Source organism: Streptomyces sp. NPDC101160, from assembly GCF_044768205.1.
Lineage (GTDB): Bacteria > Actinomycetota > Actinomycetes > Streptomycetales > Streptomycetaceae > Streptomyces.
Genome location: NZ_JBIWPJ010000005.1, coordinates 264748 through 284171 on the forward strand (window position 1 = coordinate 264748; position 19424 = coordinate 284171).

Annotated in this window: 18 protein-coding genes and 3 tRNA genes; 18 read left to right on the plus strand and 3 right to left on the minus strand. The window is 71.9% G+C overall.

Going from position 1 to position 19424, the window contains the following annotated elements:
• The first annotated feature begins 1 nt into the window (after position 1).
• The 5 genes from proB to ACIRSU_RS17475 all read left to right on the plus strand — a co-directional run bounded on the left by proB (position 2) and on the right by ACIRSU_RS17475 (position 5222).
• The gene (proB, locus tag ACIRSU_RS17455) at positions 2-1102 is read left to right on the plus strand and encodes a glutamate 5-kinase (RefSeq protein WP_403793618.1); all 1101 of its coding nucleotides are present in this window, start codon (positions 2-4) and stop codon (positions 1100-1102) included.
• A 206-nt stretch (positions 1103-1308) separates the two neighbouring features.
• The gene (locus ACIRSU_RS17460) at positions 1309-1812 is read left to right on the plus strand and encodes a hypothetical protein (protein ID WP_403792970.1); all 504 of its coding nucleotides are present in this window, start codon (positions 1309-1311) and stop codon (positions 1810-1812) included.
• A 261-nt stretch (positions 1813-2073) separates the two neighbouring features.
• Positions 2074-3357 (plus strand): glutamate-5-semialdehyde dehydrogenase, encoded by a 1284-nt coding sequence (locus ACIRSU_RS17465; RefSeq protein WP_403792972.1) that lies wholly within the window; start codon positions 2074-2076, stop codon positions 3355-3357.
• Positions 3358-3481: 124 nt separating this feature from the next.
• Complete coding sequence (locus tag ACIRSU_RS17470; RefSeq protein WP_403792973.1) at positions 3482-4054, plus strand: hypothetical protein; 573 nt, start codon at positions 3482-3484, stop codon at positions 4052-4054.
• A gap of 88 nt (positions 4055-4142) precedes the next feature.
• Positions 4143-5222 (plus strand): hypothetical protein, encoded by a 1080-nt coding sequence (locus ACIRSU_RS17475; protein ID WP_403792975.1) that lies wholly within the window; start codon positions 4143-4145, stop codon positions 5220-5222.
• Here ACIRSU_RS17475 and ACIRSU_RS17480 read toward each other — a convergent pair.
• Positions 5207-6427, minus strand: coding sequence for a M48 family metallopeptidase (locus ACIRSU_RS17480; RefSeq protein WP_403792977.1), 1221 nt, complete (start codon positions 6425-6427; stop codon positions 5207-5209). The two genes, ACIRSU_RS17475 and ACIRSU_RS17480, sit on opposite strands and share 16 nt — an antisense overlap.
• Positions 6428-6554: 127 nt before the next feature.
• On the opposite strand from ACIRSU_RS17480, the gene ACIRSU_RS17485 reads away from it, so the two are divergent.
• The 7 genes from ACIRSU_RS17485 (at position 6555) to ACIRSU_RS17515 (ending at position 10876) form a co-directional block, all read left to right on the plus strand.
• Positions 6555-6854, plus strand: coding sequence for a hypothetical protein (locus ACIRSU_RS17485; RefSeq protein ID WP_403792979.1), 300 nt, complete (start codon positions 6555-6557; stop codon positions 6852-6854).
• Between the two features lie 83 nt (positions 6855-6937).
• Positions 6938-7096 carry a hypothetical protein gene (locus ACIRSU_RS17490; RefSeq protein ID WP_403792981.1) on the plus strand — a complete coding sequence of 53 codons (159 nt, stop codon included), beginning with the start codon at positions 6938-6940 and terminating at the stop codon, positions 7094-7096.
• Positions 7097-7148: 52 nt separating this feature from the next.
• Complete coding sequence (gene nadD, locus ACIRSU_RS17495; RefSeq protein WP_403792983.1) at positions 7149-7769, plus strand: nicotinate-nucleotide adenylyltransferase; 621 nt, start codon at positions 7149-7151, stop codon at positions 7767-7769.
• Between the two features lie 19 nt (positions 7770-7788).
• Positions 7789-9540 (plus strand): LCP family protein, encoded by a 1752-nt coding sequence (locus ACIRSU_RS17500; RefSeq protein ID WP_403792985.1) that lies wholly within the window; start codon positions 7789-7791, stop codon positions 9538-9540.
• An 80-nt stretch (positions 9541-9620) separates the two neighbouring features.
• Positions 9621-10058 (plus strand): ribosome silencing factor, encoded by a 438-nt coding sequence (gene rsfS, locus ACIRSU_RS17505; RefSeq protein ID WP_403792986.1) that lies wholly within the window; start codon positions 9621-9623, stop codon positions 10056-10058.
• Positions 10055-10708, plus strand: a complete 654-nt coding sequence (locus ACIRSU_RS17510; RefSeq protein ID WP_403793620.1) for a histidine phosphatase family protein — start codon at positions 10055-10057, stop codon at positions 10706-10708. Before rsfS ends, ACIRSU_RS17510 begins: the two co-directional genes overlap by 4 nt.
• Positions 10709-10803: 95 nt before the next feature.
• Positions 10804-10876, plus strand: a tRNA-Ala gene (locus tag ACIRSU_RS17515).
• 78 nt (positions 10877-10954) lie between these two features.
• On the opposite strand, the gene ACIRSU_RS17520 is transcribed toward ACIRSU_RS17515, so the two are convergent.
• Positions 10955-11827 (minus strand): helix-turn-helix transcriptional regulator, encoded by an 873-nt coding sequence (locus ACIRSU_RS17520; RefSeq protein ID WP_403792988.1) that lies wholly within the window; start codon positions 11825-11827, stop codon positions 10955-10957.
• 93 nt (positions 11828-11920) lie between these two features.
• Here ACIRSU_RS17520 and ACIRSU_RS17525 point away from each other — a divergent pair, with 93 nt between their 5' ends.
• Together ACIRSU_RS17525 and ACIRSU_RS17530 are read left to right on the plus strand one after the other, a co-directional pair.
• Positions 11921-13354, plus strand: a complete 1434-nt coding sequence (locus tag ACIRSU_RS17525) for an MFS transporter (protein ID WP_403792990.1) — start codon at positions 11921-11923, stop codon at positions 13352-13354.
• A gap of 185 nt (positions 13355-13539) precedes the next feature.
• Positions 13540-13773, plus strand: a complete 234-nt coding sequence (locus tag ACIRSU_RS17530; RefSeq protein WP_265862737.1) for a hypothetical protein — start codon at positions 13540-13542, stop codon at positions 13771-13773.
• Here the strand turns inward: ACIRSU_RS17530 and ACIRSU_RS17535 are convergent.
• Positions 13752-15113, minus strand: coding sequence for a glycosyltransferase 87 family protein (locus ACIRSU_RS17535; protein ID WP_403792992.1), 1362 nt, complete (start codon positions 15111-15113; stop codon positions 13752-13754). The two genes, ACIRSU_RS17530 and ACIRSU_RS17535, sit on opposite strands and share 22 nt — an antisense overlap.
• 121 nt (positions 15114-15234) lie before the next feature.
• Between ACIRSU_RS17535 and ACIRSU_RS17540 the strand changes: the two genes are divergently transcribed.
• The 4 genes from ACIRSU_RS17540 (at position 15235) to ACIRSU_RS17555 (ending at position 19399) form a co-directional block, all read left to right on the plus strand.
• Positions 15235-15307, plus strand: a tRNA-Ala gene (locus ACIRSU_RS17540).
• 14 nt (positions 15308-15321) lie between these two features.
• A tRNA-Ala gene (locus ACIRSU_RS17545) sits at positions 15322-15394 on the plus strand.
• 283 nt (positions 15395-15677) lie between these two features.
• Positions 15678-18545, plus strand: a complete 2868-nt coding sequence (leuS, locus tag ACIRSU_RS17550) for a leucine--tRNA ligase (RefSeq protein ID WP_403792993.1) — start codon at positions 15678-15680, stop codon at positions 18543-18545.
• Between the two features lie 131 nt (positions 18546-18676).
• A complete protein-coding gene (locus ACIRSU_RS17555; RefSeq protein WP_403792995.1) occupies positions 18677-19399 on the plus strand; it encodes a hypothetical protein in 723 nt (240 codons plus the stop codon).
• Positions 19400-19424: the final 25 nt, after the last annotated feature.

Below are 19424 nucleotides of genomic sequence, written 5' to 3' on the forward strand. Positions count from 1 at the left end.
CGTGACGGAAGCCCGCAGGATCGTCGTGAAGGTCGGCTCGTCCTCGCTGACCACCGCGTCCGGCGGGCTCGACGCCGACCGCGTGGACGCCCTCGTGGACGTCCTCGCCAAGGTCCGCAGCGGCGGCGAGAAGGAGATCGTCCTGGTCTCCTCCGGCGCCATCGCGGCCGGCCTCGCCCCGCTCGGCCTGACCCGCCGCCCCAAGGACCTGGCCCGGCAGCAGGCCGCCGCCAGCGTCGGTCAGGGCCTGCTCGTCGCCCGCTACACCGCCTCCTTCGCCCGCTACGGGGTGCGGGTCGGCCAGGTGCTGCTCACCACCGACGACACCAGCCGGCGCGCCCACTACCGCAACGCCTACCGGACCCTCGACCAGCTGCTCGACATGGGCGCGCTGCCGGTCGTCAACGAGAACGACACCGTCGCCACCGACGAGATCCGGTTCGGCGACAACGACCGGCTCGCCGCCCTCGTCGCCCACCTCGTCCGCGCCGACCTGCTCGTGCTGCTCTCGGACGTAGACGGGCTCTACGACGGCGACCCGGCCAAGCCCGGCACCTCGCGCATCGCGGAGGTCAGCGGCCCCGACGACATCGCCCACGTCGAGATCGGCTCGGCCGGCAAGGCGGGCGTCGGCACCGGCGGCATGGTCACCAAGGTCGAGGCGGCCCGGATCGCCGCGGCCGCCGGCATCCCCGTCGTCCTCACCTCCGCCAGCCGCGCCGCCGACGCCCTCGCCGGCCGCGACACCGGCACGTACTTCCACCGCACCGGCCGCCGCTCCGCCGACCGGCTGCTCTGGCTCGCCCACGCCTCCACCCCGCAGGGCGCGCTGGTCCTCGACGACGGGGCCGTGACGGCCGTGGTCGAGGGCAAGAAGTCGCTGCTCGCCGCCGGAATCGCCGCCGTCGAGGGCGAGTTCTCGGCCGGCGACCCGGTGGAGCTGCGCGACACCGCGGGCCGCGCCGTCGCCCGTGGCCTCGTCAACTTCGACGCCAAGGAACTGCCCCAGCTGCTCGGCCGCTCCACCCGCGACCTGGCCCGCGAACTGGGCCCCGAGTACGAGCGCGAGGTCGTGCACCGCGACGACCTCGTCGTGATGTGAGCGGCTCGTGAAACTCCCACCTGTGAACCGAAACGGCTGAAAGTCTGGTCATCCGGTAGGGACCTTTACCAAAACCGCCCCATGCCCCGCCCCGGACTGGTCAACTTTGTCTCGGGGACAAGAGGGGCGGGAGAAGACAGCACGCGCAGCAGAACGCAGCAGCATGCGACAAGCACGCAGCACAGGCATCACACAGGAGGCCGCCGGTGAGACGAGCGCGCCCAGGGGCACACCCCCGCGGGACGGCCGAACGCGCCCTGACGAGCGTCGAGGCCGGAGCCGACTTCGACGACTTCGACGACATCGACGACATGGACGAGGAATCCGCCGAGGACACAGGGGCACGGGACCGGGAGGCGGCGGTGGAGGTGTCGAAGCTCTGGCACATCACCCTCAGCGTCTCCGGGCGGGCGGCCCCGCTGAAGGAGGTGCGCCGGGCCCTGGAACAGCTGGCCCACGACCACCCCTTCCTGCTGACCAGCCGCTATGCCCACGACCACGCCGAGATCCGCTACTGGGAGGAGGCCCGCGACCTCCACGACGCCGCGGCCGTCGCGCTGCGGCTGTGGGGCGAACACCGGCTGAGCGCCCAGCTGCCGCCGTGGGAGATCGTCGGCCTGGAGGTCATCGACCGCGAGACCTACCACCAGCGGATCGCCGAGGGCTACGGCCCGCCGCCGGCCGCCCCGGTCGGCGTCCACCCCTACTGAGCGCCGGTCGGCGTCCACCCCTACTGAGCGCCGGTCGGCGTCCACCCCTACTGAGCGCCGGTCGGCGTCCACCCCTACCGAGCGCGGGGGCGGGGCAGGCCCTGCTGAGCGCCGGGGCCGGGGCAGAGCGAGACGTCGGCGTCCGGCACTCGGATCCGGCCAAAGCCGGGCCGGCCGGTGCCCGCCCGCCGACGTCTCGAAGGACGGGACGGCCGGCGGACACGTGAGGGATGTCCGCAGTGGTGCCAGTACCCTGCGGACATGACCTCGCTCATGCCCTTCGACAACATGTCCCCGGTCACCCAGGCCGCCTACCGGGCCCGCGCCGCGGCCGCCGAGATCGCGCCACTCCCGCGCGCGGCGAAGGACGACGCCCTGCTCGCCGTCGCGGACGCCCTGGAGGTCCGCACGGCCGAGATCGTCGAGGCCAACGCCGAGGACATCGCGCGCGCCCGCGAGGCCGGCACCAGCGAGGCCATCATCGACCGGCTCACCCTCACCCCCGAGCGGGTCCGGGCCATCGCCGCCGACGTCCGGCACGTGGCCGCCCTGCCCGACCCGGTCGGCGAGGTCGTCCGCGGCTCCACCCTGCCCAACGGCATCGACCTGCGCCAGATCCGCGTCCCGCTCGGCGTGGTCGGCATCATCTACGAGGCCCGGCCCAACGTCACCGTCGACGCCGCCGCCCTCTGCCTCAAGTCCGGCAACGCCGTCCTGCTGCGCGGCTCGTCCTCCGCGTACTCCTCCAACAGCGCCCTGGTGAAGGTGGTCCGCGACGCCGTCGGCGGCGCCGGGCTGCCCGCCGACGCCATCCAGCTCGTCCCCGGCGAGTCCCGTGACTCGGTGCGCGAGCTGATGCGCGCCCGCGGCCTCGTCGACGTCCTCATCCCGCGCGGCGGCGCCTCCCTCATCAAGACGGTCGTCGAGGAGTCCACCGTCCCCGTCATCGAGACCGGCACCGGCAACTGCCACGTCTACGTGGACGCCGAGGCCGACATCGACATGGCCGTCGACATCCTCGTCAACTCCAAGGCCCAGCGGGTCAGCGTCTGCAACTCCGCCGAGACCCTCCTCGTCCACCAGGACATCGCCGCCGCCTTCCTGCCGCGCGCCCTCGACGCCCTGGCCGAGGCCGGCGTCACCGTCCACGCCGACGAGCGGGTCCTCGCCCTCGCCGAGGGCAGCAAGGCCACCGTCGTCCCGGCCACCCCCGAGGACTGGGAGACCGAGTACCTCTCGTACGACATCGCCGCCGCCGTCGTCGACTCCCTGGACCGGGCCGTCGAGCACATCCGGCTCTGGACCTCCGGTCACACCGAGGCCATCGTCACCACCTCCCAGGCCGCGGCCCGCCGCTTCACCCAGCTGGTCGACTCCACCACCGTCGCCGTCAACGCCTCCACCCGCTTCACGGACGGCGGACAGTTCGGCTTCGGCGCCGAGATCGGCATCTCCACCCAGAAGCTGCACGCCCGGGGCCCGATGGGCCTCCCGGAACTCACCTCCACCAAGTACATCGTGACCGGCGACGGTCACATCCGGTAACCGGCGAACCACTCGTCCGGCAGACCCCGCCCGCCCCGGCGCAGCTCGGACGACGGCGGGTACGGGGCAGGGACGGCTCGCGCTTTCCCTGCCCAAAACGCCCCGCCGGGTCTACTCTGAACCCGTGCCGGACGACGTGGGGGGCAGGCCGTTCCAGAACGGCGGGGACCCCGAGGACTCTGTCGACCGCGGCGGCGCAGACGACGACTTCGCCACCGTGGTCTTCGACGAGGACTTCGTACGGGCCGCCGCCTTCCACGAGCCCACCGCCGTCGAGCGGCTGCTCGCCGCCGCCCAGGCCCGCGCCGAGGCCGAGGCCGCCCGCGCCCGGGCCGTGGCCGGTCTGGCCGACGACGACCTCTACGACGACGCCTACGACGGCGGCCGCCTCCCCGAGGGCTACGACCCGGACACCGCCGAGGACGAGCTCGACCCCTACGGCCCGCACGGCGGTGCCCTGCGCCCCTACCGGAGCAGCGCCCGCTGGCACCGCCCGGTCGCCTGGGTGCTCGCCCTGGTGATGGGCGTCGGCATGGTCGCCCTCGCCTTCAGCGCCGTCTACCGGGGCGCGTCCAACAACCGGCAGGACCGCATCCAGCCGCCGGCCACCACCGACGTCGACAAACCGCGCGCCGTCCCCACCATGGCCACCGCGCCGTCCGCCCCCGCCGTTCCGGCCGCACCCGGCACCCCGTGACCCGTTCGTCGCAGCGCCGGTCGGTTTCTTCCGAAGTTGTCGTGTACCTGGGCGTTTACGGGGGCTTCCGCCGACCTACCCTGAAGGTATGGCAGGGCGTGGCGACCCGCCTGAGGGGACCCCTGAGGGACTCCCCGGCGGTGAGGACGAATACCGATCCGTCGTCTTCGACGAGGCGTTCGTCCGGGCTGCCCGCCTCCAGGAGTTCTCCGCCCGGGAACGGATGGGCGAGCACGCCCAGGCCGTCCGCACCCGGTCGTCCTGGGAGGGCCGCAGCGGCTCCCGGCAGGCCCTGCTGCTCGTCCTGCTGATCCTCCTGGCCTTCGGCACCGCCGTCTATCTCGGCGTCCGCAACCCCTACCAGCCCCCCGTCGACCAGCCGGCCGAGCCGCTTCGCTCCACGGTGGTCCCGCTCACCCCCCAGGGCCCGGTTCCGGGCGGCACCCCGGAACAGCTCTTCGCGCACAGCCCCGCCGCCGAGTTCCGCGTCGGCGCCGCCGGCATCAACCTCCCGCTGGCCGGGCGCACCACCCACTTCTCCGAGTCCCAGGTCGTCACGGCCCTCGGCATCGCCAAGGACTACCTGGTCGCCTCCTCCCTCGATCCGGGCGTCCTGGCCGGTCTCACCGTCCGTCCGCCCCGCCTGCTGATCGATCCCGACCAGCAGGAGCAGTTCGACCACAGCGTCGAGTCGCCCAAGGACGACGGCCGGCACGCCGTCGCCGGCTGGCTGGTCCGCTTCGACCCCCACCGGGTCGTCCTCGCCGACCCCTCCGTCCGAGTCCAGGGCACCCTCCGCTTCGCGGAGATCAACCCGGACCTCCTGGAGGTCACGGCGGACCACACCTTCACCTACGCCGTCCGTCCCGCCACCGCCGGCAACGGCCCGGCCCCGCGGGCCTCGCTGTTCACCGTCCACCGCGAGCTGCGCTTCCGCTTCGACCGCGAGGACCTGCAGGCGCACCGCGCCGAGCTGCTCACCAGCGCCGTCCAGGCCGGCCCGCAGTCCTGCGACGCCGACACCACCGGCTCGCTGCGTCCCCTGCTGGCGGGCGAGCGGGCCGCCGACCGGAGCCGGCAGGCCGCCACCGACCCGTACGCCACGGCCGCGCCCGCCGTCTCCTCGCTCTGCGGCGTGCTCGCCCCGAGCGCTCAGCCCTCGTTCTGACCCGAGCCCTGGCCGGGCCCCTGGTCGGGCCCCTGCCCGGAGCCGCGGCCGTCGCCGGGCGTGCCCGTCGAGCCCTGAGCGGGACCCTGAGCTTCTGCGTCAGGCCCGCTCTTGCCGCCTCCGTCCTTGCCGCCTCCGTCCTTGCCGTCGCCGCCGCTGCTGCCGTTGCCGCTGCTGCCGTTGCCGAACCGGCCGAACAGCTTCCCGCCGAGGTCGCCCGCGAGGTCCCCGGCGCCGCCGGCTATGTCGCTGACCAGCTTCATCAGCGGATCCCTGCTGCTGCGCACGGAGTCCGCGTAGTGCCGTCCCGACTCGCGGAACGAGTCGGTCACCGAGGTGTCCTTGTCCTCCGAGCGCTTCGGGTAGTGGCCGTCCATGATCCGCTGGTAGTCGCGGGTCTCCGACCACTTCTTCAGCTCGGCCGCCCGGATCGTGGGGAACGGGTGCGAGCGCGGCAGCACGTTCAGGATCTTCAGCACGGAGTCGCGCAGGTCGCCGCCCTTCTCGTACTCGTCGGCCTGGGCGAGGAACGCGTCCACGTTCATCTCGTGCAGGTGGTTGCCACCCGCGATCTTCATCAGGCCGCGCATCGACGCCTGCAGGTCCTGGCCCACGAGCAGCCCGGCCCGGTCGGCCGAGAGCTCCGACTTGCGGAACCACTCGCGCAGCGCGGTGACGATCGTCATGATCGCCACGTTCCCCAGCGGTATCCAGGCGACCTTGAGGGCCAGGCTGGTGAGGAAGAGCAGCACCGTGCGGTAGACGGAGTGGCCCGAGAGCGCGTGACCCACCTCGTGCCCGACGACGGCCCGCATCTCCTCCTCGTCGAGCAGCTCCACCAGACCGGTGGTGACGACGATGATCGGCTCGTCGAGGCCGATGCACATCGCGTTCGGCTGCGGGTCCTGCGTGACGTACATCGGCGGAACCTTCTCGAGGTCCAGGATGTAACAGGCGTCCCGCAGCATGGCGTTGAGGTGCGGGAACTGGGCGTCGCTCACCCGCACGGATTCGGAGAGGAAGAGGAGCCGCAGACTGCGCTCGGGCAGCAGCCCGCTCAGCGCCTTGAAGACGGTGTCGAAGCCGCTCAGCTTGCGCAGCGCGACCAGCGCCGAGCGGTCGGCCGGGTGTTCGTAGGCCCGAGAGGAGATACCGGGGAAGCGCTTGCGCCGCCGGCCCGGCAGGTTCTCCTGGTTGTCGGTCATGGATGCCCCCTGTTCGTACGAGTCGATGCTCGTCCCCCTGACGCGACCCAGCCTAGGCGAGGGGGCTACCGTGTGCCGGAGCCTGTGGATAACTCGGGCGCTGTGGACAACCGAGGAGCACGACACCATGACGGACACCGCGACCACCGCCGTCGCCTCCCTGCTCGCCGCCGCCTCCACGCAGGGGCTGGGCGACACGCTGCGGATCGTGCTGCTCGTCTCGATGGTCGGCGGTGCCCTGCTCGTCTGGTTCCTGGTGCGCGGCTACGGCAAGGGTGCCGAGGACTCCGAAGCCCCCGAGGCGTCCGGGGCGTCCGGGGCAGAGGCCGCGGGCCGGGCCGGGGCCCCGGCCCGTGAGGACGCGGAAGGCGGGTCGCGGGCCGCCGCGACGCGCGCAGAGAACGGTCCCGGTGACGCCAACGCCTGAGTCGGCGTGAGCGCTCGGCGACGCGCCGCATACGATGTGCGCGAAGTCTCCGCTCCCATCCCCGATCGAAGGTCCTGCCGAAGATGAGCCTCCACGCCACCGCCGCCAACCTGGTCACGCTCGCCGAGGGTGCCGAAGGCGGCAACCACGAAAGCCTCAACCCGTTCATCACGGGTGGCGGCGCCCTGCTCGCGCTCCTTCTGCTGCTGTGGATCACCACCCGCTTCAACCGCGACCGCTGAGCCGGAGGCCGCTGATCCGGCGTCCGTCGCCGTGCCAGTAGGCTCTGCACGCATGGGAGAGCAGGAAATGCCTACTGGCGGTCGCGGCAAACGCCGACTCGGCGTGATGGGCGGAACGTTTGACCCGATCCATCACGGACACCTGGTGGCCGCCAGCGAGGTGGCCGCCCTGTTCCACCTCGACGAGGTGGTGTTCGTGCCGACCGGAGAGCCGTGGCAGAAGAGCCACAAGGCCGTCTCGCCGGCCGAGGACCGCTATCTGATGACGGTCATCGCCACCGCGTCCAACCCGCAGTTCTCCGTCAGCCGCATCGACATCGACCGCGGCGGCGCGACGTACACCATCGACACGCTGCGGGACCTGCGCGACCTCAATACGGACTCGGACCTCTTCTTCATCACCGGCGCCGACGCCCTGTCCCAGATCCTCACCTGGCGCGACGCCGAGGAACTGTTCGCGCTCGCGCACTTCATCGGCGTCACCCGCCCCGGTCACGACCTCACCGACGACGGCCTGCCCAAGGGCGGGGTGTCGCTGGTCGAGGTCCCCGCGCTCGCCATCTCCTCCACGGACTGCCGGGCGAGGGTCGCGCAGGGCGACCCGGTCTGGTATCTGGTCCCGGACGGTGTGGTGCGCTACATCGACAAGCGCCAGTTGTACCGCGGCGAGTGAGCCTCGGGGAGGGCCACCGGTGAACGATCAGCAGAACCCGTACGACCCGTACTACCAGCAGCCGCAGATCATCGGCTACGACGCGTACGGGCAGCCGGTGTACCAGCAGGTCCCGCAGCAGCACTACGAGTACGACCAGTACGACCCGTACGGACAGCAGCACCAGCACCAGCAGCAGCCGCAGGCCCCCCGGCCGCCGGTGGAGCAGCCCCCGGCGCAGCCCCAGGGCTACGGCTACGACCCGTACGGACAGCAGCCGCAGCAGCAGCCGCAGTACGACCCGTACGCCGCGCAGCCCTCCGCGTACGACTACACCTCCTACGACGCCACCGGTCAGACCGGGCAGCAGTGGGCCGTCCAGACCGAGCCCGCGCCCGCGCCGCAGACCCCCCAGGTCCCGCCGCAGGCGCCCGCCCCCGTCCCGGCTCCGGCCCAGGAGCGGGCGTCCGCCGGGCCCGCGCCCGCGCCCGTACCCGGGCAGCGGCCGGCGCCGGACGACGCCGGCCGCGCGTACCGCACCGAGCAGTTCTCGTTCATCGAGGAGCCCGACGAGGACTCCGAGGACGTCATCGACTGGCTGAAGTTCACCGAGAGCCGGTCCGAGCGCCGCGAGGAGGCCCGCCGCCGCGGCCGCAACCGCGTCGTCGCCCTCGTCGTCGTCCTCGCGCTCGCCGTCGTCGGCGGCGTCGGCTGGCTCTGGTCGGCCGGCAAGCTCCCCGGCACGTCCGGCGACACGCAGCAGCAGAACACCGCCACCGGGCCGCAGCAGCGCGACACCATCGTCGTCCACCTGCACAACACCAAGGGCGGCGGCACCTCCACCGCCCTCCTCGTGGACAACACCACCACCAAGCAGGGCACCACCGTCCTGCTCCCCAACTCGCTCGCCGTCGCCGACGACGAGGGCTCCACCACGACGCTCGCCAAGTCCGTCGAGGACGACGGCTCCAGCGGCACCCGCGAGGCCATCGGCAACCTCCTCGGCGCCAAGATCACCGGCACCTGGCGGCTCGACACCCCGTACCTGGAGAACCTCGTCGAGCTGGTCAGCAACATCGACATCACCACCGACACCGACGTGCCCGGCGAGAAGCCCGGCGCGGAGCCGCTGGTCAGGAAGGGCGAGAACCAGACCCTCAACGGCCGCGCCGCCGTCGCCTACGCCACCTACCGGGCGCCCGGCGAGGCCGAGGCCAAGCAGCTCCAGCGGTTCGGCCAGGTGCTGTACGGGGTGCTGCGGAAGATCTCCGACGATCCCAAGGCCGCCACGATGACCGTCGAGACCCTCGCCCAGATCCTCGACCCGTCGCTGCCCGAGAAGGACCTCGGCGCCTCCCTCGCCAAGCTCGCCGAGCACGCCAAGGTCGGCGACTACAAGACCGCCCTCCTGCCCGTCGAGCCCGACGGCTCGCTCAGCGAGGCCACCAGCGACAGCGTGGTCAAGGACATCCTCGGCGGCAAGGTCAGCGCCCCCGACCAGGGCGGCGCCACCCGGGTCGCGATCCGCGACGCCACCGGCAAGGAAGCCACCGAGGCGGCCCGCGTGGTCCTGATCAACGGCGGCTACGCCGTGGTCGGCGGCACCAAGGCCGACACCGAGGAGAAGTCCCAGGTCGTCTACGCCGACGACAGCCAGAAGGCGACCGCCGTGGAGGTCGCCAAGACCCTCGGCCTGCCCCTCGGCTCCGTGACCAAGGGCAAGCCCACCGGGAACGCCCAGGTCACGGTCGTGCTCGGCGGTGACTACAAGATCCCCGGCACCAAGCGGTGACTCTCCGATAATCGTTTTCGGGACCGTCGGCGGTACATGAGACCCTTGAGGTGACTCAGACCGCCGACGAAAGCCTGCATGTGACCGCCACGGATCGCTCCATCGAGCTCGTCAACGCCGCCGCCCAGGCGGCGGCCGACCGGCTCGCTCACGACATCATCGCGTACGACGTCAGCGACGTGCTGTCGATCACCGACGCCTTCCTGCTCGCCTCCGCACCCAACGACCGCCAGGTCAAGTCGATCGTCGACGAGATCGAGGAGCGGCTGCTCAAGGAGCTCGGCGCCAAGCCGGTGCGCCGCGAGGGCGACCGCGACGCCCGCTGGATCCTCCTCGACTACGTCGACATCGTCGTCCACGTCCAGCACAGCGAGGAGCGCGTCTTCTACGCCCTGGAGCGGCTGTGGAAGGACTGCCCCGAGCTGCCGCTGCCCGAGGACGCGCTGAAGACGCGCGGCAAGGCCGAGGAGCACGCCCGGCTGACCGGCGCCGACGGAGCGGACGGTGAGCTGAGCTGACCAGCGGCAAGGGCGGCACCGGCCGCCGCATCGTGCTGTGGCGCCACGGCCAGACCTCCTGGAACCTGGAGCGCCGCTTCCAGGGCTCCACGGACATCGAGCTGACCAGCACCGGCGTCGCCCAGGCGCGCCGGGCCGCCCGGCTGCTCGCCGCGCTGAAGCCGGACGCCATCGTCTCCTCGGACCTCAAGCGGGCGGCCGCCACGGCCGCCGAGCTGTCCGCCCTCACCGGTCACACCGTCGCCCTCGACTCCGGGCTCCGCGAGACCTACGCGGGGGAGTGGCAGGGCCTGACACACGACGAGATCACCGCGCGGTACGGCGAGCAGTACGCCGCCTGGAAGCGCGGCGAGCCGGTGCGCCGGGGTGGCGGCGAGCTGGAGACCGAGGTGGCCGACCGGGCCGCCCCGGTGGTCCTGGAGCACGCCGACAAGCTGCCCGAGGACGGCACGCTCGTCGTCGTCAGCCACGGCGGCACGATCCGCACCACGATCGGCCGGCTGCTCGACCTGGAGGCCCGGCACTGGGAGTCCCTGGGCGGCCTCTCCAACTGCTGCTGGTCCGTCCTCGGCGAGGGCGCGCGCGGCTGGCGCCTCCTGGAGCACAACGCCGGCACGCTGCCTGAGCCCGTCCTCGGCGACGACACCTGAGCCCTGGCGTGTGGCCTGCCGGATCCGATTTCACTTTCCGGCAGGTCACAGGCTAGAGTTCATCTTGTTCGCAGCGCGGAGCGCGAAGAACGCGCGGGGCTATAGCTCAGTTGGTAGAGCGCCTGCATGGCATGCAGGAGGTCAGGAGTTCAATTCTCCTTAGCTCCACAGTCACCGGATCCCGTCCCCAGCAGGGGGCGGGATTCGTCGTTTCCCGCTCCTGTCCCCTGACCGCCTTCCGCTGCGTCACCTCGCCTTCAGCAGCACGTCGATGGACCGTCGGCTCTCCTCGTCGTTCGGCGTGTAGGTGACGATCCGGCAGTCCGGCATCCCGTTGACCGACAGCGAGACCGAGGTCATCCGTATCTCGCCCACCAGGGCGTGCCGGAAGGTCTTCACCCGGGTGCCCGGCGGCAGGACGTCGCCGCTGCGCCACAGCTCCGCGAAGTACGGGCTCGCCTCGCTCAGCAGCCGTACGAAGGACTCCCAGGCCGGCTCGCCGACATGGCGCCCGTACGCACCGCGCAGCTGCGCCACCATCAGCGGCAGCTCCAGGTGCGTGTCGACCACCGGGCAGTTCGGCTCGTCCACGGTGAACAGGGTCCACAGGACGTTGCGTATGCCGAGCGGGCCGGCCATCGACCCCTGGCGGTCGCGGACGAACAGCAGGTCGTACGTGGTGTTGGTGGCCAGGATGTCGTACCGCGCGTTGTAGACCACCGCCGGAAGCGGCACCAGGGCGTCCAGGATGCCCTGGATCTCCGGGCTGACCGCCACCACGTCCTCGGGCGCCGCCTCGGGCTCGAAGGCCACCTCCGCCAGGTGGTACAGGTGCTCGCGCTCCGGCCGGTCGAGCCGCAGCGTACGGGCCACCGCGTCGAGCACCTGCGGCGAGGCGTTGATCGGCCGCCCCTGCTCCAGCCAGGTGTACCAGGTCACTCCGACACCGGAGAGCTGCGCCACCTCCTCGCGCCGCAGCCCCGGCGTGCGCCGTCTCAGCCCCGGCGGCATGCCCACGTCCGCGGGCGTCACCCGCGCCCGCCGGCTGCGCAGGAACGCCGCCAGCTCCGGCCGGCGCCGGGTCTCACTCGGTGCTGCCACAGTCGTCACACCCCCCATGGTCGAGTCCCCGTACCGCCGTTGCCAGGTGCTGTCAGTACCAGCATCGACGGGCTCTCGTTACCCGTATCGGGCCGGCGTCACGCTCCTCGTATGACGACGACCACCACACGTCCCGTACTCAGTAAAGACCCCGGCACCGACAACCGCCCCCGCGCCCTGCTCGCCGTCGTGCTCGCCGCCCAGTTCATGGCCCTGCTCGACGCCTTCATCGTCAACGTCGCCGCCCCCACCATCCGTACCGAACTCGCCGCCACCGGCGCCGGGATCCAGCTCGTCGTCGCGGGATACACCATCGCCTACGCGGTGTTGCTGATCACCGGTGCACGGCTCGGCGACCGGCTCGGCCACCGGCGCGTCTACCTCGCCGGGCTCGCGCTCTTCACCGCCGCCTCGCTCGCCTGCGGACTGGCCGCCGACACCGGCCAGTTGATCGCCTTCCGGGTCGTGCAGGGCGCCGGATCGGCCCTGATGATCCCTCAGGTGCTCAGCCTCATCCAGCGCAACTTCACCGGCGAGGGCAGGGTCCGCGCGCTCAGCGCCTACTCCGCCGTCCTCGCCACCGGCGCCGCCGCCGGCCAGGTCGTCGGCGGCGTCCTCGTCAGCGCCGACCTGTTCGGCACCGGCTGGCGCCCGGTCTTCCTGGTCAACGTGCCCATCGGCCTCGTACTGCTGGTCCTCGGCGCCCGGGCGCTGCCGCGCGACGCGGGCACCGAGGCCGAGCGGGCCCGCTCCCTCGACCTGCCCGGACTGCTGCTGCTCGCCGGCTCCGTCACGCTGCTCACCGTCCCGCTCGTCCTCGGCCAGGAGAAGGGCTGGCCGCTGTGGACCTGGCTGTCGTTCGCCGGCTCGCTGCTCCTGTTCGCCGCCTTCGGCACGTACGAGGCCGCGCTCGCCCGGCGCGGCGGCGCCCCGCTCATCGCGCCCCGGGTGCTGCGCACCCCCGGCATCGGCCAGGCCGTCCTGCGGATCGCCGCCGTGATGGCCGTCAACGCGGGATTCCTGTTCACCCTCACCCTGCACCTCCAGGGCGGGCTCGGACACAGCGCCCTGCGCACCGGCCTCACCTTCGCGCCGACCGCCGCCGTCTTCGGGCTCGTCGGCCTCACCTGGCGGCGCTGGCCGGCCCGGCTGCAGCCGTTCCTGGTGCCCGGCGGCTTCCTCCTCACGGCCGCCTCCGCGGTGGGCGTGGGCGCCGTCCTGAAGGACGGCGGCACGGGCGGCTGGGTGCTCTACCCGGTCCTGTGCGCCATGGGCGCCGGGCTTGCGCTGGCCTTCAGCCCGGCCCTGACCGGTGCGCTCGCGACCGTACGGCCCACTGATGCCGCCGACGCCAGCGGACTGCTCGCCACCGTCACCCAGCTCGGTCAGCTGATCGGCGTCGCCGCGTTCGGCGCGCTCTTCCTGGGCCGCATCACCGGACCGGGGGCACATGTGTCCGCCGACGCGCTGTGGGTATGCACCCTCGCACTGGCCGCGGCGGCGGTCCTGGGGGCATCGGCGAGCCTGCTGCGCCGACGACGCTGACCCCCTTGCGGGGCCATGGCAGAATCGGACCGCCGGAGGGGAAGAGGGTCCAGGCGGGAGGGAGCGCGCATGGCCGTGGACGGTGCCGAGGAGATCGCAGCCGATGCCGTCGCGGATTCCGCCCCAGGACCATGGACACCCCTCGCAGGAGCGGCGTGTGCCGCGACCGTGACGGGAGCCGAGTGATGGGCGCGCACCGGCGGAAGTGCGACTGGTGTGGCAGCGGGACGCCCATCGTCCGCGACATGGACCCCGTGAACCCCTCGTTCCAGTACTGGTGCGAGGAGTGCGCGCGGGCGCTGATCATAAAAGGCGACCCCATCGAGACCTACCGCGAGCTCGAGGGGGAGCCGATCTACGGCCGGCTCCTCGACGAGCACTGCACCCTGAAGCGGTTCTACTCCTTCGCGACGGCCTGAGCGGCCCGAGCGGTCTGGGGCTCCCGCGTCCCGTGCGTCTCCCGGGTCTCCTCCCGAGGGTGCGGGACCGTGGTCGGGAGGGGCTCGTTCCGCGCCCGCCGCAGCGACAGCGCGTAGCCGGCGAAGACCGCGAGCGCCGTCAGCGGGTAGACCGCCGAGAGCAGCATCTGGCCCGCGTTCTGCTCCAGTTCGGGCCGGCCCGGGTCGTGCGGCACCCACCACAGCGCGAACGAGGCGAAGGCCAGCGCCACCGCCGCCGTCACCGGCCACGCGCGCGTGCAGCGCTCGTGCAGCAGGATCAGCAGGGGCACGGCCCACACCCAGTGGTGCGACCACGAGATCGGGCTGATCATCAGCGCCGTGAACGCCGTGATCACCACGGCCACCGCGCGGTCGCCGCGCACCGCCGCCCGTACCGCGAGCACCATCGCCGCACCGCCCAGCAGCAGGGCCGCGGCCACCCACCACAGGCCCGGCGCGTCGGTGTGCATCAGCCGGGCCAGGACGCCACTGAGGGACTGGTTGGCGGTCTCCTCGGTGTGGCCGACCCGGCCCGTCTCGAACAGGGTCCGCGTCCAGAACGTCCTCGAGTCGGCCGGCAGCGCCACCGCCATCACCAGCGTCGTCGCCAGGAACACACCGGTCGCCGTCAGCGCCGTACGCAGCCACGCGTTCACGCCCCGGCCCGAACCGGCGCCCGCGGCACGGTCCCGGCGCCACAGCACCAGCCCGGCGGCGAACAGCAGGACCACGAAGAGACCAGGGGTGAGCTTCACGGCGGTGGCGAGTCCGATGCCCAGGCCGGCCCAGCGGCCGCTGCGGCTCCCCTCGCGGCGGGTGAGGTCCCACAGCACCGCCACCGCTATGAGCAGGTTGATCTGCCCGTACCGCAGCGTCGTCCACACCGGTTCGCACCACACGACGACCGCGGCGATCCACAGTGTCGTACGCCACAGGTCGGCGCGGGCGCCAGGGCGGGCGAGCGACGGGCGGACCAGCTGGAGCGACAGCTGGACCAGGGCCACCACGAGGAGCAGGTTCCCGGCGGTGTTCAGCGTCCGCATCAGGGGCACGCCCACCAGCGTCAGCGGCAGGAACAGCACGGCCGCGAACGGCGGATAGGTCATCGCGAGGTTCGCCGAGGTGGCGCGCATCGCGTACAGGTCGCCGCCGGCCCGCAGGGTCTCGGCCTCCGCGCGGTAGACCATCACGTCCAGCATGTTCACGTGGGCGAGGCGTTGCGCCACCCAGAACGCGGTGAACGAGAGCAGACAGACCGCCGCGGCGGTGACCAGAGGCCACGGTCGGGCGCGGGTGGGGGAGGGCGCGGAGACGGACACAGGTGGCGACCCTACCCGCCCGTCCGGAGCGGCCCCGGATACGGATTTGGCGATCGGCCGGGCGGCCGGTTACTGTTCTTTCCGTCGCCGCACGGGAGACCGGGCCGACACAACTAAACAAGGGGCTATAGCTCAGTTGGTAGAGCGCTTGCATGGCATGCAAGAGGTCAGGAGTTCAATTCTCCTTAGCTCCACAGAACCCGTACAAGGGGCTATAGCTCAGTTGGTAGAGCGCCTGCATGGCATGCAGGAGGTCAGGAGTTCAATTCTCCTTAGCTCCACAAAAGGAAGCGGGCCATCCGATTCGGATGGCCCGCTTCTTCGTGTGTTCATCGTGTTCTTCGTGCGTTCGGCCCCCGGAACGCCGATGCGGCCCGATCGGGCCCTGCGGTACCCTGACGCCATGCGTGCCGTACGCCTTCTGCTTAGCGGGCCGCGCTGATCAGTCCCGACGGATGAACATCCGGTCGGCATCGGCGCGGCGTCCCCTCCTGTGCGAGGGGATTTTTCATTTCGTGGCAGTGCTGGCAGTGGGCAGAGACGATCGATGGAGCTTCAAGGATCATGACCGAGATCAACACGGCTGCCGAGACGGCGGCCCCGCATCGCTACACGGCGACCATGGCCGCCGACATCGAGGCACGCTGGCAGGACGCCTGGGACGCCGAGGGCACCTACGAGGCCCCCAACCCCACCGGCGACCTCGCCGGGGACGCGGCCGTCGCGGCCCGCCCCAAGAAGTTCATCATGGACATGTTCCCGTACCCGTCGGGCGCGGGCCTGCACGTCGGCCACCCCCTGGGCTACATCGCCACCGACGTCTTCGCCCGTCACGCGCGCATGACCGGGCACAACGTCCTGCACACCCTGGGCTTCGACGCCTTCGGCCTGCCGGCCGAGCAGTACGCCGTGCAGACCGGCACCCACCCGCGGGTGTCCACCGAGGCCAACATGGAGAACATGAAGGCCCAGCTGCGCCGGCTGGGCCTGGGCCACGACAAGCGCCGGTCGTTCGCCACGATCGACCCGGAGTACTACAAGTGGACCCAGTGGATCTTCCTGCAGATCTTCAACTCCTGGTACGACGACGAGGCCAAGCAGGCCCGTCCGATCGCCGAGCTGGTCGAGCGCTTCGAGAACGGCACCCGTGAGGTCCCCGGAGGCCGTGACTGGAGCGCCCTGAGCGCCGTCGAGCGCGCCGAGGTCCTGGGCGAGTACCGCCTGGCGTACGCCTCCGACGCGCCGGTCAACTGGTGCCCCGGCCTGGGCACCGTGCTGGCCAACGAGGAGGTCACCGCCGACGGGCGCTCCGAGCGCGGCAACTTCCCCGTCTTCAAGGCCAAGCTGCGCCAGTGGAACATGCGCATCACCGCCTACGCGGACCGCCTGCTCGACGACCTGGACGCGCTGGACTGGCCCGAGGCCATCAAGCTGCAGCAGCGCAACTGGATCGGCCGCTCCGAGGGCGCTCGCGTCGACTTCCAGGTCGGCGACGCCGGCGCCATCACCGTCTTCACCACCCGCCAGGACACCCTGTTCGGCGCCACCTACATGGTGCTGGCCCCCGAGCACGACCTGGTCGAGAAGATCGTCCCGGCCGCCTGGCCCGAGGGCACCCACGAGGTGTGGACCGGCGGACACGCCACCCCCGCCGAGGCCGTCGACGCCTACCGCAAGCAGGCCGCGTCCAAGTCCGACGTCGAGCGGCAGGCCGAGGCCAAGGAGAAGACCGGCGTCTTCACCGGCGCCTACGCGACCAACCCGGTCAGCGGCGAGCAGGTCCCCGTCTTCATCGCCGACTACGTCCTGATGGGCTACGGCACCGGCGCGATCATGGCCGTCCCGGCGCACGACGCCCGCGACTTCGCCTTCGCGCGCGCCTTCGAACTGCCGATGCGCTGCGTCGTGGAGCCGTCCGACGACCGCGGCACCGACCCGTCGACGTGGGACGACGCCTTCGGCTCGTACGAGGCGAAGCTGATCAACTCCTCGAACGAGGACGTGGCCCTGGACGGCCTGGGCGTCGTCGAGGCCAAGGAACGGATCACCGCCTGGCTGACCGAGCGCGGCATCGGCGAGGGCACCGTCAACTTCCGCCTGCGCGACTGGCTGTTCAGCCGCCAGCGCTACTGGGGCGAGCCCTTCCCGATCGTCTACGACGAGGACGGCGTCGCCCACTCGCTGCCCGAGTCCATGCTGCCGCTGGAGCTGCCGGAGGTCGAGGACTACTCGCCGCGCACCTTCGACCCGGACGACGCGGACACCCAGCCGGAGACCCCGCTGTCCCGCAACGAGGACTGGGTCAACGTCACGCTGGACCTGGGCGACGGCCCGAAGAAGTACCGCCGCGAGACCAACACCATGCCCAACTGGGCCGGTTCCTGCTGGTACGAGCTGCGCTACCTGGACCCGCACAACAGCGAGAAGCTGGTCGACCCGGCCATCGAGCAGTACTGGATGGGCCCGCGCGAGGGCATGCCCACCGGCGGTGTCGACCTGTACGTCGGCGGCGCCGAGCACGCCGTGCTGCACCTGCTGTACGCGCGCTTCTGGTCCAAGATCCTGTTCGACCTGGGCCACGTCTCCTCGGCCGAGCCGTTCCACAAGCTCTACAACCAGGGCATGATCCAGGCGTTCGTCTACCGCGACGCCCGCGGCATCGCCGTCCCGGCCGCCGAGGTCGAGGAGCGCGACGGCGCGTTCTACTACCAGGGCGAGAAGGTCAGCCGCGTCCTGGGCAAGATGGGCAAGTCCCTGAAGAACGCCGTCACCCCGGACGAGATCTGCTCCGAGTACGGCGCCGACACGCTCCGCCTGTACGAAATGGCCATGGGCCCGCTGGACGTCTCCCGCCCCTGGGACACGCGTGCGGTCGTCGGCCAGTACCGGCTGCTGCAGCGCCTGTGGCGCAACATCGTCGACGAGACGACCGGCGAGGTCACCGTCGTCGACGAACCGGCCGACGAGGACACCCTGCGCGCCCTGCACAAGGCCATCGACGGGGTCTCGCAGGACATGGTCGCGATGCGCTTCAACACGGCCATCGCCAAGATCACCGAGCTGAACAACCACCTGACCAAGTCCGGCGGCGCGCTGCCCCGGCCGGTCGCCGAGCAGCTGGTGCTGCTGATCGCCCCGCTGGCCCCGCACATCGCCGAGGAGCTGTGGCACCGCCTGGGCCACACCGAGTCGGTCGTCCACCAGGACTTCCCGGTCGCCGACCCGGCCTACGTCGTGGACGAGACCGTGACCTGCGTCGTCCAGATCAAGGGCAAGGTCAAGGCCCGCCTGGAGGTCTCCCCGTCGATCACCGACGCCGACCTGGAGGCGCTGGCCCTGGCCGACCCGGCCGTGGTCGCCGCGCTGGGCGGCGCGGAGATCCGCAAGGTGATCGTCCGCGCGCCGAAGCTGGTCAACATCGTCGCTGGCTGATGCCGGGCCGCCCGTGAGGCAGGTCCCCTAGGGGACGGGTAGGGGCAGGTTGGGGGTTCCACTGGAACCGCCGGCCTGCCCCTTCCGTTTACGGTGGAAGAACCACAACCGAGGCCGGAGGGGCGAAGCACATGGAAGCCGCGATCACGATCATGGCGTTGCTCTTCGTTGCTCTCGTGGCGCTCGGGGTCTATGCCACGGTGAAGGTCGCCAAGGCGGCCAAGCGTGGCGTCGACCGCACCATCGACCACGCCCGGCGCACCGTCGAGGACACCACGCTGCGGGCCAAGAGCTTCGGCCAGGCCGGGGTCGCCGGTGAGCTGGCCCAGCTGCGGCTGGCGCTGCGCACCTCGATGCGCGCCACGCAGGACGCCCTGCACGCGGGCGTCGCCCAGGACGAATCCCTCAAGGAGTCCCTGGACCTCTTCCACCGGCTCACGGCCCATGGGCGCGAGCTGGACGAGGACCTCAAGCGCCTGGAGCGCGAGCCGGACCGGGCGCACACGGCGACCCAGCTGCCGGACCTCCGCCGGCGCACCGAGCAGATCACCCACTCCGCCGACGCCCTGCGCTTCGCCGCCCGGGACCGGGCCCGCAAGTTCGCCGCCGACGACCTGGACTCGCTGAGCGCCCAGATCGACATGGAGGCGGGCGCGCTGCGGCACTGGACCGCCGCCGACGCGACCGGTGAAGGCGTGCGCGACGGCCAGGGAACGCATGCGGGTACGGATGCGGGTGCGGCTGCTCCGGCGGCCGGGACGGCCGGGCAGGCGCAGGCCATCACCGGGCCCGCCCCGCGCGCCGCGGCCTACCCGTGGGAGAAGTCGGCCCGGCCCGAGAAGGCCACCGGCTGAGGGGCCCTGAGGGCTGCTTCGGGGC

Excerpts from the sequence above, each read along its gene's own strand:
- ACIRSU_RS17465 (WP_403792972.1), top strand. The coding sequence starts at position 2,074 with ATGACCTCGCTCATGCCCTTCGACAACATGTCCCCGGTCACCCAGGCC.
- ACIRSU_RS17475 (WP_403792975.1), top strand. The coding sequence starts at position 4,143 with ATGGCAGGGCGTGGCGACCCGCCTGAGGGGACCCCTGAGGGACTCCCC.
- ACIRSU_RS17480 (WP_403792977.1), bottom strand. The coding sequence starts at position 6,427 with ATGACCGACAACCAGGAGAACCTGCCGGGCCGGCGGCGCAAGCGCTTC.
- ACIRSU_RS17485 (WP_403792979.1), top strand. The coding sequence starts at position 6,555 with ATGACGGACACCGCGACCACCGCCGTCGCCTCCCTGCTCGCCGCCGCC.
- ACIRSU_RS17490 (WP_403792981.1), top strand. The coding sequence starts at position 6,938 with ATGAGCCTCCACGCCACCGCCGCCAACCTGGTCACGCTCGCCGAGGGT.
- nadD (WP_403792983.1), top strand. The coding sequence starts at position 7,149 with ATGGGAGAGCAGGAAATGCCTACTGGCGGTCGCGGCAAACGCCGACTC.
- ACIRSU_RS17520 (WP_403792988.1), bottom strand. The coding sequence starts at position 11,827 with ATGGGGGGTGTGACGACTGTGGCAGCACCGAGTGAGACCCGGCGCCGG.
- ACIRSU_RS17525 (WP_403792990.1), top strand. The coding sequence starts at position 11,921 with ATGACGACGACCACCACACGTCCCGTACTCAGTAAAGACCCCGGCACC.
- ACIRSU_RS17530 (WP_265862737.1), top strand. The coding sequence starts at position 13,540 with ATGGGCGCGCACCGGCGGAAGTGCGACTGGTGTGGCAGCGGGACGCCC.
- leuS (WP_403792993.1), top strand. The coding sequence starts at position 15,678 with ATGACCGAGATCAACACGGCTGCCGAGACGGCGGCCCCGCATCGCTAC.
- ACIRSU_RS17555 (WP_403792995.1), top strand. The coding sequence starts at position 18,677 with ATGGAAGCCGCGATCACGATCATGGCGTTGCTCTTCGTTGCTCTCGTG.